This is a genomic window from Sulfitobacter sp. D7, assembly GCF_003611275.1.
GTDB lineage: Bacteria > Pseudomonadota > Alphaproteobacteria > Rhodobacterales > Rhodobacteraceae > Sulfitobacter > Sulfitobacter profundi.
This window is the reverse complement of the sequence record NZ_CP020696.1, coordinates 56,082-74,410: the sequence shown is the minus strand read 5'-3', so window position 1 is coordinate 74,410 and position 18,329 is coordinate 56,082. Positions and strand designations below refer to the sequence as shown.

The window sequence follows — 18,329 nt, the reverse complement described above, 5'->3', positions numbered from 1 at the left end:
GCCATGCGCGTAATTTTTCGCAAATCCTATGTTCAGGACATCCAGCTTTTCCGCGACCGTGGACAGGCATTCTGGTATCTGCTGTTTGCCGCGATCGCACTGGCCGCGCCGCTGTTTCTGGACGGCTATTTTCTGGATGAACTCTCATTCGTATTCATCTATGCTATCGCGGGTCTCGGGCTAATGGTGCTGACCGGATTTTCCGGGCAGGTGAGTTTCGGACAGGCGGCGTTTGTCGCAATCGGTGCCTACACTCACACGATCCTGCTGACCCGTTACAGCGTGCCGTGGCTTTTGTCGCTGCCGATAGCGGCGTTGGTGGCTGGGCTGGTCGGGTTGGCCGTCGGACGGATCTGCGGAAAGATGCACGGGCTGTATCTGGCGATTGCCACGCTTTCGATTGCGATTGTGACCGAACGGCTCATCGGTGGTGCGGGCGATTTCACAGGCGGTCATCGTGGCCTTTCGGTGCCGGAAATCAATATTCTCGGGCTGGCCATCGACGAAAGCTGGAAAGTTTATCTGCTGAATTTTGTCATCTTCGTGGGTTGTATCCTGATCGTTCGCAACCTGACACGCACAAGGTCGGGTCGCGCCATGATTGCGATCCGCGACTCCGAAGTGTCGGCGCGGGCGTTGGGAACCAATGTGGCCTTCTTCAAGGCATATGCGTTCTTCATCTCGGCAGTTTTTGCGGGCCTCGCGGGCGGGCTGCTGGCGCACGCCTTCTTCTACATCACGCCGGAAACCTTCGGAATGGGGGAATCCATCCGTCTGCTGTTGATGATCGTCGTCGGCGGGATCGGAACCATCCACGGCGCGGTTTTTGGGGCGTTCTTTATCGTGCTGCTGCCAACCGTGTTGAGCTGGGTCAAGATCGTGCTGCCCAGTGCAGTCGCCACGTCCGGCGGTTTCGATAGTCTTGCATTCGGTCTGATCCTGCTGGGGTTCATCCTGTTCGAACCTGACGGACTTTATGGACGCTGGACCAAGATCCATCACTATTTCAACGTGTTCCCGATGTACAAGAAGCGCAGTTTCCAGCGTCAGAAGACATTCCTCAAAACGGAGCGTTTAAGATGAACGGGTTGGAGATAGATAACGTATCGCTTTCCTTTGGTGGTTTGAAAGCGGTGGATGGCTTGAGCTTTTCAGTTGAACCGGGGTCGGTGTTCACCATCATTGGCCCCAATGGCGCGGGCAAAAGCACGGTGTTCAACCTCATCTGCCGGATTTACGATCCGTCGCAAGGCGACATCCGGTTCAACGGCAAAAGCCTGCGAAAAGCGAAATCCCATGAGGTAATCAACCACGGCATTGCGCGGACGTTCCAGAATATCGAACTGTTCGAACATGCGTCATTGCTTGATAACTTGCTGATCGGGCGCATCCGTCACGGCAAATTCGGGCCTCTGAGTGAGCTGTTTTTTACCCGTTCGCAGATGCGTCAGGAACTGGCCCACCGCCGCAAAGCCGAAGAAATAATCGAGTTTCTTGATCTCGAAGGCTACCGTCATGCACGGGTTGCGGATTTGCCGTATGGCGTGCGCAAAAAGACCGAAATGGCCCGCGCGTTGGTGTCGGAGCCAAAGATCCTGTTGCTGGACGAACCGTCAAGCGGACTGACCAGCGAGGAAACCGACGATACTGCTTTTGTGATTGAAGATATCCGCGAGGTCCTGGGTGTCACCGTTGTTATGATCGAACACGACATGAAACTGGTGAACAAAGTTTCGGACATGGTGCTGGCCATCAACGAAGGCCGGTTTCTTGCAAGCGGCAGCGCATCCGAAGTTCAAAGCGATCCCGATGTTCAGGCGGCATATCTGGGAGGGCAGGCAGCATGACCGAGGTACTGCGCGCCAGCAACGTCGAAACGATGTATGGCAGGGTGATGGCCATTCGCGGCATCAGCCTGACGGTCAAGGAAGGGTCGGTCGTTACGGTCATGGGCTCCAATGGGGCGGGCAAAACGACGATTTTGAAAACCATCTCCGGCGCGCTTGATCCGTTCAAGGGGCAGGTGGAATTTGAAGGGCGCGATATCACCGCGCTTGACCCAGATGTCATCGCGCGCGCCGGCATCGCCCATTCACCCGAAGGGCGCGAAGTGTTTTCCCTCTTGTCGGTCAAGGACAACCTGATGATGGGTGCCTATTGCCGCAAGGATCGCGATGAAGTGGCGCGTGACTTGGAAAAGGTGCTGGGCTGGTTTCCCGTGCTGCGCACCTTTCTGGAAAAGCAGGCGATCTATCTATCTGGCGGGCAACAACAGATGTTGGCTTTGGGTCGCGCGTTTATGCAGCGTCCGCGCGTGATGTTGCTGGACGAGCCGTCGCTGGGCCTGTCACCGCTCCTGATTTCCGAGATTTTCCAGATCATCAAACGGATCAACGTCGAAGAAGGCGTGACCATGTTGCTGGTTGAACAGAACGCCAGTGTTGCGCTGCCGGCCGCCGATTTCGGGTACGTCCTTGAAACCGGCCGGATCGTTATGGAAGGTGAACGCGACGTTCTCATGAAAAGTGCTGACATTCGCGAATTCTACCTTGGCATCAAAGCAGAAAGTGCGCGCGGCGACCGCCGCTGGAAAGCAAGAAAGACGTGGCGATGAACACAATGCAAGACCAATCCACCGCAGGATGGACGCCGCCGCCGGTCCAGATTGACGGCTGTGACACGTTCTCCAAACTGTTCCGGCAGAACTGCAAGAAGTTCGGCAACAAAATCGCAATCCGCGAAAAGGATTTCGGCATCTGGAAAGAATTCAGCTGGCTGGACTATTACGCATCCGCGCGCAGGGTCGGGTGTTCACTTATGGCGTTGGGCTACCGTGAAGGTGACGTGGCCGCGATCATTAGTGAAGACAACAAGGAGTGGGTGTTTGCCGACCTTGGCATCCAGTGCATCGGGGCCACGACTCACGGGCTATATCCTACTTTGCAGGAAAAGCAAGTTGCCTATCAGTTGAACGATAGCGGAGCGAAGGTGCTATTCGTTGAGGATGAAGAGCAGCTAGATAAGTATCTGGGTGTGGAGGACCAGCTTGATCATCTCGAAAAAGTTATCGTATTTGATATGGAAGGGTTGCGCAGTTTCCAGCATGACAAAGTCATAGGCTGGGAAGAATTTCTCGCACTGTCGGACGCTAAAATCGAAGAACTGAGCGTTGAATTTGAGCGCCGCGTTGATGCGGGCGATCCCGAAGATATCGCAACGCTGATCTATACGTCCGGCACAACCGGTGCTCCCAAAGGTGCCGCGATGTCGCACCGCTTCTTTCTAGCGCAATCGGATAATTACCCCGAATTGCCGCTCGGACCGGGCGATGAAGTTTTGACGTTCCTGCCGCTGTGTCACGCGGCCGAACGGATCCTGTCTGTCTGCGTGCCGATCCGTCACGGCATAACCATCAACATCGCGGAAAGCGGCGATACATTTGCCGCTGACATTCAGGAAGTCGCGCCAACATTCATCTTTGCGGTGCCGCGCGTGTGGGAAAAATTCTATTCCCGTATCAATTTTGTGATGAATGATGCCACCGCATTTGGCCGGTTTGCCTATGACCAAGCCCTGAAAACGGCTGGACGCAGGGAGGCATTGATTGCTGCGGGAAAATCTGTGCCGACGATGCTTAGGCTTAGGCATAAGGTGCTGGACTTTCTGGTGCTTCGAAATATCAGGGTCGAACTGGGACTGGCGCGCGCGCATACGATCGTATCGGGTGCGGCACCGATTTCAGCCCGACTGCTCAGCTGGTTCAATGCCCTTGGGGTGACAGTACAAGAGGCATATGGCCAGACCGAAACCGGCATTGTGACTGCAACCATACCGGGCAGATCACCGATCGGTTCCATCGGCCGGGCAATGCGCAATGTCGAAGCGAAACTGGCCGATGACGGTGAAATCCTCATTCGCTCATCCAGCAATTTTTCGGGTTATCTGAACCAGCCTGAAAAGACGGCGGAAACCGTGGTCGATGGCTGGGTCTATACGGGTGATGTTGGGACGATGGATGCCAATGGTGACCTAACTATTCTGGACCGCAAGAAGGACATCATCATCACCGCAGGCGGCAAGAACATTACGCCTTCGCAGTTGGAAAACGAGCTCAAATTCTCGCCCTATATTTCTGATGCGGTGATCATCGGGGACAAGCGCAAATACCTGAGCGTGCTGATCATGATCGACCACGAAAACGTTGAAAAATACGCGCAGGAAAAGCGTATCCCGTTTTCCAACTACAAATCCCTGTGCGCAAACACCCAAATCCAGGACTTGATCGAAGGCGAGGTGGAACAGGCGAACAGCGGTTTCGCGCCGGTCGAGCAGGTAAAGAAATTCCGGCTGATCGACGTACTTTTGACAGCCGAAGACGACGAGCTGACTCCGACGATGAAGCTTAAGCGCAACGAGATCGAGCGCAAATACAAAGACCTGATCGAAACGATGTATTGAAACACCAAAGGGAGAGACCAATGAAGAAACTAGCAACAGCACTTGCGTTTACCGCAATGACAGCCACCGGCGCGATGGCCGAGGGGCTGCAGGGCGTGACCGACGACATGATCACGCTTGGCACCTATACGGACCTAAGCGGGCCGTTGGCAGTCTGGGGTGTGCCCGAGGCGAATGGCCTGCGCATGCGCGTGGACGAGATCAATGCGGCGGGCGGCATTCACGGTCGCCAGCTTGAGATTATAATCGAGGACACGCAATATCAGGTGCCCCGCGCGATTCAGGTTGCAAACAAACTGATGCGCCGCGACCAGATTTTTGCGATGGTTGGCGCGCTTGGCACACCGATGAACCTAGCGATCATGCCGCAACAAATTGAAGCGGGAATTCCCAACATGTTCCCGATGTCGGCCGAGGTCGAGATGTATGAACCATTGGATCCGATGAAATACGCATTTTTTCGCAGCTATACAGACCAGTTTCGCGCGGGCGTTGCATACTTCAAGGAAAATGGTGATTTCTCAACACCCTGCATTGCGCAACTCGCAAATGAAGCTGGTGAATCAATGGCGCTTGGCGTCACGCAGCAATTGGCAGAGTATGACATGAAAGTCGCGGCCAAAACGGAGCATTCGGCAACCGAATCCGATATGCTCTCGTCTGTAACCACATTGAAAAACGCCGGTTGCGATATCGTGTTTCTGGCGGGTGGGGTGCGCGATACAATTCTAGTTGTTGCAACATCTAAAAAGCTTGGTTTTGAACCGACTTTCGTGACTGGAATGGTGTCCTATATGGATGCAGTTGCGACTGCCGCTGATGGCGCGATGGATGGTCTATATCTGGTATCGCCTTTTGTTTTTGCGAACGCAGGAGACTCCGAAGGGGAAGCAAAACGTATCCTGGAGAGTTACAGCGAAATTTACGGTGAAAAGATGGCCCCACAAGCGCAGCTTGGTTACGTTTTCATCGACCTGATTGCCGTGGCGCTCGAAGCTGCTGGTCGCGATCTGACGACCGAAGGATTTCTGGCCGCAACCGACGCGATCACTAGCTATGTTGATCCGATCGGCGGCCAGTCGGTCAGCTTTGGCCCGGAAGACCATCAGGGCATCGAAAGTCTGATTATGGCAAAAGTCGAAGACGGTAAATGGACTATTGCGGCCCGCGGGCTCGACTACTAATCTGTCAGTGATAAATGCGGGCGGTGCTTCGGTTCCGCCCGTTGGTTTTGAAAGAGTAGCTTTGACTAGAATCCATTGGCACAAAAAAACCAAAGATGCCAAAGGCCAGCAAAAGCTGAAACGGCGGGCCATGCTCAATCTGGCCGCGCATTCGTTTTCAACAGTCGGATACAAACAGACATCGATGGATGACATCGCAGCGGCACTCGCAGTCACCAAGCCCGCGCTTTATTATTACGCCAAAAGCAAAGAAGATATCCTGATGCAATGCGCCCGCATCTCGCTGGAGCGGGTCGAGCTATGCTTCACATCGGCACAGGAAGTTCAGGGTAACGGGCTTGATCGTATCCGCGTATTCTTTAGAGTCTATGCGAACATGGTTGTGAGCGAATTCGGCTCTGCCTTGATGCGCGAAGCGCGGCGCAATCTGACCGGAGAAAATCAGAAGAATTTGCGTCAGACACTGATACACGGTCAGAATTTTCTTGAAAGTATTATCGCAGAAGGGATCAAAGACGGTTCTATCCGCGATTGCGACTCAAAGCGCCTCGCACATGTGCTTTTTTCGGCCTTCAACCAGATGCCGATCTGGTATAATCCGAAAGGGCCGCTTAACCCAGAGAGTATTGCAGATGAAATGCTGGAACTAATCATCCATGGCGTGGGTGCGAAGAATACTTGATTCTAAATTTGTTGCCTATTCAAACAGCGCCGATTTTATTAAAGATTTAACATAAGATGGACTCTCGGATTTTTGAAGGAGCACTTTCATAATTAACATAAACTTCATTATGCGCCTTTATATTTTGTTTCGGGCACATTCTAAACTGATGGATTGGATGCCCCTCCTGCTGGTTCATTATAGAACCGTCCGAGCCATGGTGGTGCGGACGTCTTGCAGGAGGAACAAATGTCAGAAGCATTTATCATCGGTATCGACCTGGCGAAGCGCGTTTTTCAAATACACGGCGCTGATGCCGCAGGTAAAGTCTTATACCGTAGAAAGCTGAGCCGGCCTCAGTTCAATAAGTTTCTAAATGAGCACCCAAGTTGCATTTTTGCGATGGAAGCGTGCGCGTCCGCCCATCATTGGGGGCGTGAAGCGCTTGCTGCAGGTCATGAGGTTCGATTGGTACCGGCACGATATGTGAAACCGTTTGTCAAACGCCACAAGAGTGATGTTGTCGATGCAGAGGCCATTGCAGAAGCCGCGATGCGTCCCTCAATGCGCTTCGTCCCAGTGAAAGCCCCGGAACAGCAAGCACAGGCGATGTTGTTTCGGACGCGCGAATTGTTCGTGCGGCAGCGCACCCAGCTTATCAATTCGCTTCGCGGATACTTGGCGGAGTTTGGGATTGTGCTGCGGCTACGCATTCGGAACGCTGATATTCTCAAACGAGAAGTAGAGGAACAGGCACATAAACTGCCCGACGAAGCCAAAGGCTTGGCGGAACGGCTCCTAGCGCAGATCGAGACTATCAGCGCAGAAGTCGAAGGTCTGGATCATTCCATCAAGATGCATGCAAAAACGTCAGAGGAAACGCGGCTTATGCAAACGATGCCTGGCGTCGGCCCGATGTCCGCCATCGCAATTTCGGCCTTCTGTCCTCCCGCCAAAAACTTTCGCACGGGGCGGGATTTTGCAGCATGGCTTGGTCTTGTACCTCGACAGCATTCGACAGGTGGTAAGGAACGGTTGGGGCGAATTACAAAAATGGGCCAGAAAGATGTGAGGCGGTTGCTGATCATCGGTGCAATGTCCGTCATCAATTCCATCGAACGATGGAAGCGTTGTGCCGAACCATGGTTAGCGCGTATGCTTGAAACACGCCCCCGTATGGTTGTTGCTGTTGCTTTGGCAAACCGCATGGCTCGGAGGCTTTGGGCCATGTTGATGACGGGCCAGATTTATCGCATTCGCGGGGCCGTCGCTTAGCGGCAGACCCACGGATACCGGCAGGTATGTGAGGACGAAAGGATCGACTAAGGAAAGCGGATCGACGAGAACGAACATGGAAAAACCAGTGCAACCCTTCGCGGCTTCGAGCCCGATAAACTGATTTGGAGCCAAGTTCGCGCATCTCCATAAGGGCCAGCAGCCAAGTGTGCTGCACAAACAGGCCGGACACGTGACTGCACCCGATCATGCTATCTAAACGTCGAAACAATCACCCACATAAACCGGGGCATCCACACGTGGGTTGCGACAAATCCCCTATCTTGCTGGAAAGCAAGAAGAACGGACACGGCCCACACAGAGTTAGGATTGCGTGAAAGACGCACGATTGAAGACATGTTGAACGCGAAGATGTCAGTGAACAAGATTGCAGTTGAGATTGGGAGACATCGTTCGACCGGGTTTCGTGAGATCAAGCGGAACAGATACATTGATAAAGAGCTCCCCAATCTTAGTGGTTATTACGGTGTGACCGCGCAGAGGTCCGCCGTCGACCGGCGCGCGCGTCGGCGCAAGCTGGTGCGGTTTATTGAATTGCGAGATGCCGTGATTAAACAGCTCAAAGTTGGCTGGTCTCCGGAACAGATCGCGGGTCGACTTCAGTTGGACGGCCAGAAACTTCGTGTCAGCCACGAGACGATCTATGCCTACATTTACGGACCCGATGGCCAGTCCGAAGAATTGGCGCGGTATCTACCGCATCGCCGTAAGAAGCGGCAACCAAGACGCAGGCGAACACCTCGAGGTCTTGCTTTCCCACCAGATCGGTCGATTCACCAGCGGCCTGACTATGTTAAAACCCGCGAAACATTTGGTGAATGGGAAGGCGACCTCATGATTTTTGAGAGAGCGCACGGTAAAACCAATGTTGCTTCTCTGGTGGAACGCAAAACGCGCTTTGCCGTTCTGTTCCGCAACAACGACCGCAGTACGACGCACCTGATGAACAAGCTGATGAGTGTGATGGAACCCCTGCCCCAGCCGGCGCGAAAATCGATCACCTTTGATCGAGGGATCGAATTCCGCGACTGGCGCAAGCTGAAGCCCGGTATCGGAACCGAGGCGTGGTTCTGCGATCCGCAGGCTCCGTGGCAAAAGGGTGCAGTCGAGAATCTGAATAAGCGCGCACGGCGGTATCTACCACGCGATGCACCCGTGGCCGCGCTCTCAAATCGAGACATGAAATCGATTTGCGATCGCTTGAACGGCACGCCAAGAAAGTGCCTGGGCTGGCGCACGCCAACGGAAGCCTTCAGAGAAGAACTGATGAAAATGAGATAGAGGAACGCGTCGCAACGTGTCTTGAGATTCCAGGGGCGCGCGCTACCCTCAAGTACGACTCTTGTTAGAAAACAGTAGTTTATCTAGTGAGAGGAATCGGTATGGGAGCCGTTTACAGCCAACTGAGTATCACAGAACGACGCAAGATAGAACGCTGGAGACACGCAAAGGTCCCCGTCGATGAGATGGCGCGCGTTCTGAAGCGCTGCAGATCCACGATATTCCGTGAGCTGAAGCGCAACCATTTCTCGGATGAAAACATGCCCGGATGCGATGGCTATTACGGTGCAGCTGCGCACCTGATACAAGCGGAACGCCGTGCTCGGGAGCGCAAACTGATCAAACATCCTGAGCTTCGAAAGCGCGTGATTGAGCGTATCAAGAACGGTTGGACACCAGAGCAGATCAGTAACCGCATGATCCACGAGCGCGCTTCCCTCAGGGTCTGCCAGGAAACCATCTATCGCTACATCTATTCCAAGGAAGGTCAGCGCGAAGACCTGTGGTGGTATCTACCGACCCACCGTGTCGCCCGCAGACCGCGTCGCACCAGAAGGCGCAGAGAACCCAAATTCCACCGCGATGTCAGTATCCTGTTCCGACCCGATGATGTCGCTCATCGCCGTCAGTTTGGCCACTGGGAAGCTGATTTAATGCTGTTCAAACAGAAGCTTGGCCAGTCCAACGTTACCTCATTGGTTGAGCGCGTCAGCCGCTTCACCGTGATCCTGAAAAACCCGAACAGGCGCACCAAGCCGGTCATGGGAAAGATCATAAGGTCTCTCAAAGATCTTCCCCTCGTCGCCCGTCGGTCCATCACTTTTGATCGCGGAACTGAGTTTGTCAGTTGGCCACACCTACAAGCTGAGATCGGAACCCAGACGTGGTTCTGCGACCCCTCCAGCCCCTGGCAGAAAGGCACAGTCGAGAACACAAATCGACGCCTTCGAAGGTGGTTGCCCCGCAAACGCGACCTCCGGCAATGCACAGATCACGATATGAAGGTGATCTGTGATCGCCTCAACAACACGCCGCGCAAGTGCCTCGGATGGAAGACGCCAGCCGAGGTCTTCCGCGAAAAGATGTTGGAGGAAATGCGATGACGCCCCTACCCTGAGCTCGATAAGAGTCGCAGTTCAGGTATCGCTCACAGATCGAAATTGGGGCCGATGTGGTGTTGCGGGTGCCGGGCGATGTTCCGGCGGAGCGAGCAGCAGCGGTGGCGCATGCGTTGCGAGGATCGACATGATTGTCGCGGGGCAGCGCCAGCCTATCTTGATCGCGACGCGGCCGGTAGACTTCCGCTGCGGCCATCGGGCGTTGGCGTTGATCGTACAAACTGAGCTGAAGCTCGATCCTCATTCGGGGGTAACGATCGTGTTCCGTTCGAAACGCGGTGACAGGCTGAAGATTTTGGTTTGGGATGGAACAGGTCTTGTGATGGTTTACAAAGTTCTGGAGCAAGGCAGCTTTGCTTGGCCGAAGGTTCAGGACGGGACAATGCGGCTGTCGCGCGCCCAGCACGAAGCTCTGTTTGAAGGTTTGGACTGGCGCCGGATCATTGCGCAGCGGGTCGCTGCCCCCGTTGCTGCGGGTTGATTTATTAGGCTGTTTTGGCTTTGTTTTATTGGCTTTCCTTGCGGGAACAGCTATAAATCCACATGTCGCAGCCCTTCGATCTCAGCCTATTTCCAGACCTTCCGCCCGAAGTTGTGAAGGCGTTCGAGGCCGCGCAGTTTGAGCTGGCGGTTGAGCGTGCGGCCCGCCAGCATGAGCAGGCGGTCGTCGCCGAAAAGGACACCTTCATCACCGAGTTGAAGGCCCTGATCGAGAAGCTGCAAGGTCAAGTCGGACAATACCGACATGCGAAGTTTGGGCCTAAATCCGAGAAGTTGGACACTGCGCAGCTCGAACTGGCGCTGGAGGATCTGGAAGCCGCCATCGCCGAGACCCAGCAACAGATTGACGCTGTCGAGGCGAAGATTGCGGCCAGTGAGGCCAATCCCGAGAAGAAGGCGCCGCGCAAGAAGCGCAAAGCGCGCGCCTTGCCGGAACACCTGACGCGCGTCGAGCGCATCATTGAGCCAGACAGCATCGTCTGCCCTTGCGGTTGTGGCGACATGGTCAAGATCGGCGAGGATCGGGTCGACCGGCTGGATTACATCCCGGCGCGGTATCAGGTGATCGTCACAATCCGCCCTAAATACGCCTGTCCCAAAGGTCGCGCAGGCGTGGTGCAGGCGAAAGCTCCGGCGCATCTTCTGGAGGGCAGTTGGCCCACCGAGGCGCTGCTGGCGCAGATCGCCGTGTCCAAGCATTCCGAGCACATGCCGCTGAACCGCCAAGCTGTGGTCATGGCGCGGCACGGTGTGCCGATCGACCGATCGGTCCTCGCCGACTGGATGGGTCGGACCGGTGCGCTGATCGCGCCGGTGGTGGACCGAATGGCGGTGCTGCTGAAACAGGGCAGCACCCGGCTTTATGTCGATGAGACGACCGCCCCCGTTTTGGACCCCGGACGTGGCAAGACCAAGACCGGCTATCTTTGGGCGGTGCTGCGCGACGATCGCGGCTGGAACGGCCCGGCGCCACCGGGCGTGGTGTTCCACTATCGGCCCGGCCGAAAGGGCGAATACGCCAATGAACTCCTGACTGGCTTCAATGGCACGATCCAAGTCGACGCCTATGGCGGCTATACCCATCTGGCTAAGCCAAACCGCAAGGGGGGTGAGCCATTGAAGCTGGCATTCTGCTGGGCCCATGGGCGGCGCAAGCTGATCAAGGCCACGCCGCAGAAAGGCTCGCCCATCGTCGATGAGGCGTTGGTGCGCATCGCGGCGCTGTACAAGATCGAGGATGCCATCCGCGGGTCAGCGCCTGAGCATCGTCGGGCGGTCCGCCAAGAATTGTCTCGCCCTCTGGTGGATCAGTTCTTCGCCTGGTTGGCCGCTCAGGCCGCGCGCGTCTCGCGCAAATCCGACCTCGGTGTGGCGCTTGCCTACATGCTGCGGCGACAAGACGGCTTCCAGCTCTTCCTCGAAGATGGCCATGTCGACATGGACTCCAACCTTGTCGAGAACGCTATCCGCAGCCCGGCCATGAACCGCCGCAACGCGCTTTTTGCTGGCCACGATGAGGGCGGCCGTTCTTGGGCGCGCTTCGCAAGCCTGATCGGCAGCTGCAAGATGAACGGCGTGGAGCCCTATGCCTACTTGCGCGACCTCTTCACCAAGCTCGCCAACGGTCATCTCGACCAAGACATCGATGCTTTAATGCCATGGGCCTACGCTGCGGCCTCATCCCCTCATAATGAGCTCATCCGGTAGTCCCCAGTGAGCTCATTCTGAGCACTCACGAAAGCGAAAACCCGACCGCAAGTAGATTCACAATGGGGCGTGGACGCCGCATACAATTGAGACGATGACAATAGGGCTGCAGTTGGATCAGATGGATACGGCAAGCTGACCTGGCAAGGAAAGCTCCGACATCGAGCCCTTTGTGACACCGTTGCTCCAGATGACATGAATGTTTGAGCGCAGATAGATTGCAATTTGCCGCTAGTATCCCCAATTCAGCTAAAACGCAGGAGGCTACCTATGCAATGTCCGATCGATGGAACCCAACTGGTGATGACAGACCGCTCCGGTGTAGAAATTGACTACTGCCCTCAATGTCGTGGGGTTTGGTTAGACCGAGGCGAGCTGGACAAGATCATTGAACGGTCGGATCCCGAACCTGCCCCCCGTGAGGTCGCCTCCCTGCGCAGTTCGGGACAAGATCGCGACCACGGCAAGCCTTATAAAAAGAAGCGTCGCGAAGGCTTTTTGAGCGAGCTTTTTGACTTTTGAAAGGCCTGATGGGCTTAGGTGGTACTTCTTGAAAAATCATGCGTTTCCGACGAGCTGCCTTGGCGTGCTTCTGACTGTCGCTTCTCTCTTTGGCACTTCCGCGATCGGGCAGGAACCGGAGCAGGAGAAGCAATTGCGCATGCTCGGCAGATGTTCCGGTTGTACCTTCGAGCAGATGGACCTCACAGGTCGGAAGTTGACCGGAATTGACCTGACCGAAGCTCAATTAAGGGACGTCGACTTCTCGGAAGCAGGTCTCAACCTTTCGCTGTTTGACCAGGCTACCCTCGAGAATGTTTCGTTTGCCTCTGCCGATTTGACGGGCGCCAGTTTTACCGGTGCCAAGCTCATCAACGTAACATTCGAGAACGCGGTTCTCAAAGCAGCCGTCTTCGAAGATGCCATTCTCATCGACACTGATCTTGATGCTGGGATCTACTGCAACACGCAGGTGCCAGATGAGACGATGGTCAGCACCGAATGCGATTGAGCGGCCATCTAATCGGTCTGGCTTGAGCTACATCTTCATGCGGCCTCGGCCGGGAATATTCAGGAAGGCTAGCTGATCGCGCCGCTTTGGAACAGGTATCCAATGTAAACTGCATAACCCGCTATGAACAGGAAGCCTGCTACTCGACCGATGCGCTTGGCTGCAAACAAGATCACAGCCAGGCCGCAGGACAGTAGTAGCATGAGCACCATATCAAGCCCCTGGAACCGTTCACTGACTTCAATCGGAACGATTGCGGATGTGATCCCAAGGATCGCTAGGACGTTGAAAATATTACTCCCAATCACATTGCCTATGACCACGTCAGACTGTTTTTTGAGGGCCGCAGAGATAGATGTGGCCAGTTCAGGCAGGGAGGTGCCGATGGCTACGAGGGACAGACCAATCACAGCATCGGAAACCCCGAACGTTTTCGCGATGGACCCGGCCCCGGACACCAGCAGATTAGCACCCGCCACGAGCGCTATGATGCCGCCTAGAACAAAGACGGTGGCAACGCTCGTTTTGGTGATGCCGGAACTTTCAAACTCCTCGGTCTCATGCTCGAACATCTGGGAGTCCCGGCTGCGTTTTTCCATCCAGAACGTCGCACCGAGGTAGACAGCTAGAACCGCGAGCAAAAGTGCGCCCTCGAGGCGGTTTAGAAACGCTCCTTTGAGCAGGCCAAACAGCGCGAAAGCGACCAAGGCCGCTACCATCGCTTCCCGTACAGCAGACCTATCCCAACCGGCGATCGGCATGATCAAGGCCCCAGCCCCGATGATAAGTAGGATATTGGCGATATTGCTTCCGACCACATTGCCCAGAGCAATTTCGGGGGATCCGCTGAAAGCGGCCTTCAAGGAGACCAGCAGCTCTGGTGCTGATGTGCCAAACCCAACGATCGTCAAGCCAATGACCATTTTGGAGAGTCCGGCCCGTTCGGCAATCGCAACGCTACCGCGAACAAGACCTTCGCCCCCTGCGAAGAGCAAAACGAGGCCGGCTGCGATGTAGATCAGATCAATGCCCATGCGGTCTCAGTTCATAAGAATATTGCATAGGCTCTTGGTTCCCTCAGGTTCATACCCAAATAGAGTTCCATTCAGCTCCCTACAAGAGTGGAACAGGGCGCATTCCGAAGGGACCTGCCAATCAATACCCCAGGCAGATGGGCCCCCAAGTTAAAGGCAGACCAATGACCACCATCCGAGAGACACTTTTCTATACTCCTCCCCATCGGGGCTTGGGAAAATCGTGACAATCGACTTCAGTTATCCACTGTCGAAAAGGCAAAGGACCGTCAAAAGTCGTTCTCTATCGTTCAATTTGCTTTGCGTGCTTCGGAGTGAGCGCCCGCGCAACGCGATACCCCTTGGTCATCTCTTAGAACAGTTGGGGGAGCGGTCATTCGGTTGGGCCATTCTGCTCTCATCCCTAATTAACCTGTTGCCGCTGCCTCCGGGCGCCACGCTTGTAACGGCCATCCCCCTGGTGTTCTTTAGTGTTCAATTGGTGCTCGGGCGTTCTTATATTTGGCTGCCGCCTTGGATTGCCAAACGGTCATTGTCCCGTTCCGCTCTGAGAAATACTGTGCTGCGTCTACGGCCGATTTCCCGACGCGTTGAGCGCCTGACTCGACCGCGCCTGCAAGGCGTATTCCAAACCAAAACTGAGCGTCTAATCGGATTGCTTCTCTTAGCAATTGCCTTGGCACTGTTTGTTCCTTTACCGCTCAGCGGGTGGTTTCCTGCTATTTCACTTTTCGTCTCAGGTATTGGTTTTGTTGAGCGCGATGGACTTGTTGTACTTGCTGGTATCGGCATGGGGCTGGCTTCGATAGTCCTGACGGTTCTCGTCGCGTTGTCAGTTGCAGCCGGGGCGGATGCCATTATGCATTGAGGGTGTCCTATGCAAATTTAGACCCAATACCTATTACGTCGGGTACTGTCCTTTGGAGCATTAGCCCACCGAGCATGGCAAAGCCGAACGTTAACAGGGTTACCGTCCTTCTTGGACCCCGCTGTGAATAGCAGAAGATGGTAGGATGCGCGGGATAACGGCGAGGATGATCAGCACGATCACCGTCGCTAGGACCGCAGTTGCCTCGAGACCGAGCCCCGCGACGATACCAATCCCAGCGGTAGCCCAAATGTTTGCAGCAGTCGTCAGCCCTTGGACCTTTTGTTCTGCTGCGCGTATAATGATCGCTCCTGCCCCTAAAAAGCCAATACCCTGAATGATACCTTGCAGAACCCGTGACATGTCTGGAGTGGGCATGCCACTCTGTAATGGGCCGATCACGAAGAGTGCCGCCCCAACAGCCACCAGCATATGGGTGCGCACCCCGGCGCTTCGCGCTTTGAGTTCTCGTTCATAGCCAAGCAGCCCGCCCAAAAACGCGGCCAATACCAAACGCAGCGTTATACGCGTCATGGTGGACAAATCGGGAATATCGGAAAATTCGTTGATGATGGTTGCCCAGACTTCTTGCCACACGGGTTTAATCCTTATTCAGCGCAACCTCGGCCGAGGTGCAACAACACCAGGGCGCCTCAGAACACCCTGCGCAGTAATCAGCTAGGGTAACAGCCTTACAAGCGCCACTCAGTATTCAAAGAAAGTTTGGGAACATGAGCGGGCACTCCGATGACCTGAAAAGCTCTATGATCACCTAAAAGCTCAGAGCAGACCGTTAACGAGATTGCTTTTTAGAGAAACGTGCGAAAGTTGGTGATGCCCTGAGGGGCGGCATATCATGGCGGTGTTCAGACGCCGTCGATTCTCTGCTGAGAAAAGGATATGCCACATGTCAGAGTCTACCATCACCCAACTGCCCGATCCATCGGGATTTAGCGCTGATCCGTTCACGGATGTCATCCGCGATGGCGCGCGCAAGCTGATCGAACAGGCGGTCCAGGCCGAGCTGGCCACCCTCATGGCGGCCTTTTCCAATGAAAAGCTTCAGGATGGGCGGGCACGTCTTGTCCGTCATGGTCACCTACCGGAACGCGATGTGATGACCGGCATTGGTCCGGTGCCCGTGAAGGTGCCGCGGGTTCGGGATCGGGGTGCTTACGAAGACAAGATCACCTTCACGCCCAGCATCCTGCCGCGTTACCTGCGCAAAGCGAAATCTATCGAAGAACTCCTGCCGTGGCTTTACCTCAAGGGCGTGTCTACGGGCGATTTTACCGAGGCGCTTGAAGCGCTGCTGGGCCCGAATGCCAAGGGTCTATCCGCTAAGACCGTCACGCGCCTGAAAGCCGATTGGTGGCAGGACTACGAGGCTTGGCAGAAACGCGATCTTGGCTCGCGGCGCTTTCTCTACATCTGGGCAGACGGTGTCTACTTCAAGCCGCGAATGGCTGAGGAAAAACAATGCGTTCTGGTAATCGTGGGTGCTGATGAATATGGCCGCAAGGAACTTCTGGCCATGACCGATGGCTTCCGTGAAAGCACCCAAAGCTGGCGCGAGGTGCTGCTTGATCTCAAGCGGCGTGGCCTGAAACAGGACCCCAAGCTCGCCATCGGGGACGGTGCCCTGGGGTTCTGGACAGCCCTGCGCGAGGTGTTCGCCACGACGCGGGAGCAACGCTGTTGGGTCCACAAGACCATGAACGTGCTGAACGCGATGCCGAAATCTGTGCAAGCCAAGGCCAAGGGTCATCTGCACGACATCTGGCAGGCCGAGACAAAAGCCGAAGCCAACGTCGCCTTCGATTTCTTCGTCGAAACCTACGGCGTGAAATGGGACAAGGCGGTCACCAAGCTGGTCAAGGACCGGGATGCGCTGCTGACCTTCTACGACTATCCGGCGGAACACTGGAAGCACATCCGGACGTCAAACCCGATCGAGAGCACCTTCGCCACTGTCCGGCACCGCACGAAACGCACCAAAGGATGCCTCAGCCGCACGACCGGGTTGGCCATGGCCTTCAAGCTAATGATGTCAGCGCAGAAGAAATGGCGCAAACTCGATGGACAGAACCGTCTGCCCGAGATCATCCAAGGGGTTGAGTTCCGCGATGGGATCCGCCAGCTTCAAACTGCCGCCTGATCAGGCATCACCAACTTTTGCCCATATCTCTGCTTTTTAGAGGTACTTGTTGTGGCCCGTCTGTAGCTGTCCTGTAGGCCTAATGAGGTCATTCTGTAGGCGCCTTGTAGACGTGACGCTGAAGGAGGATTTCTCTCCCGAGACCTTATGCCTATCGGTATAGACGGGGTGGTCGAAATGCAGGTAGCTGCGCATTAGGGAAAAACCAATCTGAAATGCGCAGCTAACCATCAGTCTCGCTCCCCGGATGTCTAGTTACTTTTCGGTCCCGAGATAGTTGAAATTCTAGGTTTCCACCGGTCAGATACGCATAGCATCGGGTGCAGTGCCGCTCTCGACCTGACTACGGAACCAATTTGGCTGTCGGCCCTTACCTGTCCAGGTCTGTTTCTTATCGTCTGGGTTGGCATACATTGGTTTTGAGGGCTTCGAAGTTTTCTTAATCTTGGCCCGCTTTTGCGCAGGAGCTGAGGGTTGCGTCTCTGAAATTTCGCCTAAGGAAAATCCAAATTCTGCGGCCGCTTTAGTAGCAGCTTTTCTTGCCTCTCGCTGATCTCTGTTTCGAGCCGCCTGCAATGCCTTTTTAACATCAGACAGAAGCCTCTCGAGCTCTTTTCGCGACATTGCCTTCAGGTCATTTTTCGTAAACATACCAGCCTCTATTTCAGATACGCCCCATATATGTATCAATAGGCATTAACGTCGACCCTCTAAAGTACATAGGTATCAGTATTTCTCTTTTCCGGGCAAAGTGGCTATAGCACTGGATATGAGGTTTCCCGGTTACATACATGGGGCCAGATCGTAGGCGCCGTCCTGCTCAAGGCAATCCTTCAATCGGGTCGTTCAACGGCAGCCTGCGCGATGAGCTGCTGAATGAGGAGATATTCGACACTCTGGACGATGCGCGGCTGGCCACGCTGCCTCAGCGAGGGACAGAGCTTACCCGTTCCAAGGCAAAAGTTCATGGATGGGCGGTGGATATCTACCAATGCCCGTCTTTCTGATGGGCTGTTCGATCGTTTATCGATGGCCCTATGTGCGCGTACGA

The 18,329-nt window shown here is 55.0% G+C and carries 18 protein-coding genes and 1 pseudogene; 16 read left to right on the top strand and 3 right to left on the bottom strand.

Annotation, left to right across the window (positions count from 1 at the left end; all coding sequences use genetic code 11):
* The first annotated feature begins 3 nt into the window (after positions 1-3).
* From B5M07_RS17805 to B5M07_RS17735, 13 genes are all read left to right on the top strand, one after another.
* A complete protein-coding gene (locus B5M07_RS17805; protein WP_009808036.1) occupies positions 4-1,083 on the top strand; it encodes a branched-chain amino acid ABC transporter permease in 1,080 nt (359 codons plus the stop codon).
* Positions 1,080-1,847, top strand: a complete 768-nt coding sequence (locus B5M07_RS17800) for an ABC transporter ATP-binding protein (protein WP_009808037.1) — start codon at positions 1,080-1,082, stop codon at positions 1,845-1,847. The genes B5M07_RS17805 and B5M07_RS17800 overlap by 4 nt, the downstream gene beginning before the upstream one ends.
* Entirely contained in the window at positions 1,844-2,614 is a 771-nt protein-coding gene (locus B5M07_RS17795; protein ID WP_064223630.1) for an ABC transporter ATP-binding protein, read from the top strand. The genes B5M07_RS17800 and B5M07_RS17795 overlap by 4 nt, the downstream gene beginning before the upstream one ends.
* Entirely contained in the window at positions 2,611-4,458 is a 1,848-nt protein-coding gene (locus B5M07_RS17790) for an AMP-dependent synthetase/ligase (RefSeq protein ID WP_009808039.1), read from the top strand. The genes B5M07_RS17795 and B5M07_RS17790 overlap by 4 nt, the downstream gene beginning before the upstream one ends.
* 20 nt (positions 4,459-4,478) lie before the next feature.
* Positions 4,479-5,642, top strand: coding sequence for an ABC transporter substrate-binding protein (locus tag B5M07_RS17785; RefSeq protein WP_120352507.1), 1,164 nt, complete (start codon positions 4,479-4,481; stop codon positions 5,640-5,642).
* A 61-nt stretch (positions 5,643-5,703) separates the two neighbouring features.
* Complete coding sequence (locus B5M07_RS17780; protein WP_120352506.1) at positions 5,704-6,324, top strand: TetR/AcrR family transcriptional regulator; 621 nt, start codon at positions 5,704-5,706, stop codon at positions 6,322-6,324.
* Positions 6,325-6,552: 228 nt separating this feature from the next.
* Positions 6,553-7,578 (top strand): IS110 family transposase, encoded by a 1,026-nt coding sequence (locus tag B5M07_RS17775; protein ID WP_120350619.1) that lies wholly within the window; start codon positions 6,553-6,555, stop codon positions 7,576-7,578.
* 330 nt (positions 7,579-7,908) lie between these two features.
* The gene (locus tag B5M07_RS17770) at positions 7,909-8,880 is read left to right on the top strand and encodes an IS30 family transposase (RefSeq protein WP_302649204.1); all 972 of its coding nucleotides are present in this window, start codon (positions 7,909-7,911) and stop codon (positions 8,878-8,880) included.
* Between the two features lie 101 nt (positions 8,881-8,981).
* Positions 8,982-9,983, top strand: a complete 1,002-nt coding sequence (locus tag B5M07_RS17765; RefSeq protein WP_120352504.1) for an IS30 family transposase — start codon at positions 8,982-8,984, stop codon at positions 9,981-9,983.
* 142 nt (positions 9,984-10,125) lie between these two features.
* Positions 10,126-10,479, top strand: a complete 354-nt coding sequence (gene tnpB / locus B5M07_RS17755; RefSeq protein ID WP_120352502.1) for an IS66 family insertion sequence element accessory protein TnpB — start codon at positions 10,126-10,128, stop codon at positions 10,477-10,479.
* 62 nt (positions 10,480-10,541) lie between these two features.
* Entirely contained in the window at positions 10,542-12,206 is a 1,665-nt protein-coding gene (gene tnpC / locus B5M07_RS17750; RefSeq protein ID WP_120352501.1) for an IS66 family transposase, read from the top strand.
* 270 nt (positions 12,207-12,476) lie between these two features.
* Positions 12,477-12,728 (top strand): TFIIB-type zinc ribbon-containing protein, encoded by a 252-nt coding sequence (locus tag B5M07_RS17740; protein WP_120352500.1) that lies wholly within the window; start codon positions 12,477-12,479, stop codon positions 12,726-12,728.
* Positions 12,729-12,756: 28 nt separating this feature from the next.
* Entirely contained in the window at positions 12,757-13,218 is a 462-nt protein-coding gene (locus tag B5M07_RS17735) for a pentapeptide repeat-containing protein (protein ID WP_240791654.1), read from the top strand.
* Positions 13,219-13,286: 68 nt separating this feature from the next.
* On the opposite strand, the gene B5M07_RS17730 is transcribed toward B5M07_RS17735, so the two are convergent.
* Positions 13,287-14,252, bottom strand: coding sequence for a calcium/sodium antiporter (locus B5M07_RS17730; protein ID WP_120352499.1), 966 nt, complete (start codon positions 14,250-14,252; stop codon positions 13,287-13,289).
* Between the two features lie 223 nt (positions 14,253-14,475).
* On the opposite strand from B5M07_RS17730, the gene B5M07_RS17725 reads away from it, so the two are divergent.
* Complete coding sequence (locus B5M07_RS17725; RefSeq protein ID WP_240791655.1) at positions 14,476-15,120, top strand: exopolysaccharide biosynthesis protein; 645 nt, start codon at positions 14,476-14,478, stop codon at positions 15,118-15,120.
* Between the two features lie 99 nt (positions 15,121-15,219).
* Here B5M07_RS17725 and B5M07_RS17720 read toward each other — a convergent pair whose 3' ends face one another.
* Entirely contained in the window at positions 15,220-15,717 is a 498-nt protein-coding gene (locus B5M07_RS17720) for an MgtC/SapB family protein (protein WP_206054330.1), read from the bottom strand.
* A 310-nt stretch (positions 15,718-16,027) separates the two neighbouring features.
* On the opposite strand from B5M07_RS17720, the gene B5M07_RS17715 reads away from it, so the two are divergent.
* Positions 16,028-17,278, top strand: a complete 1,251-nt coding sequence (locus B5M07_RS17715) for an IS256 family transposase (protein ID WP_120350724.1) — start codon at positions 16,028-16,030, stop codon at positions 17,276-17,278.
* A gap of 300 nt (positions 17,279-17,578) precedes the next feature.
* Here the strand turns inward: B5M07_RS17715 and B5M07_RS17710 are convergent, their stop codons facing one another.
* Positions 17,579-17,929, bottom strand: coding sequence for an H-NS histone family protein (locus tag B5M07_RS17710; RefSeq protein WP_120352498.1), 351 nt, complete (start codon positions 17,927-17,929; stop codon positions 17,579-17,581).
* 170 nt (positions 17,930-18,099) lie between these two features.
* Here B5M07_RS17710 and B5M07_RS17705 point away from each other — a divergent pair.
* Positions 18,100-18,189, top strand: a pseudogene (locus B5M07_RS17705) (integrase core domain-containing protein); the annotation flags it as partial.
* Positions 18,190-18,329 lie beyond the last annotated feature (140 nt).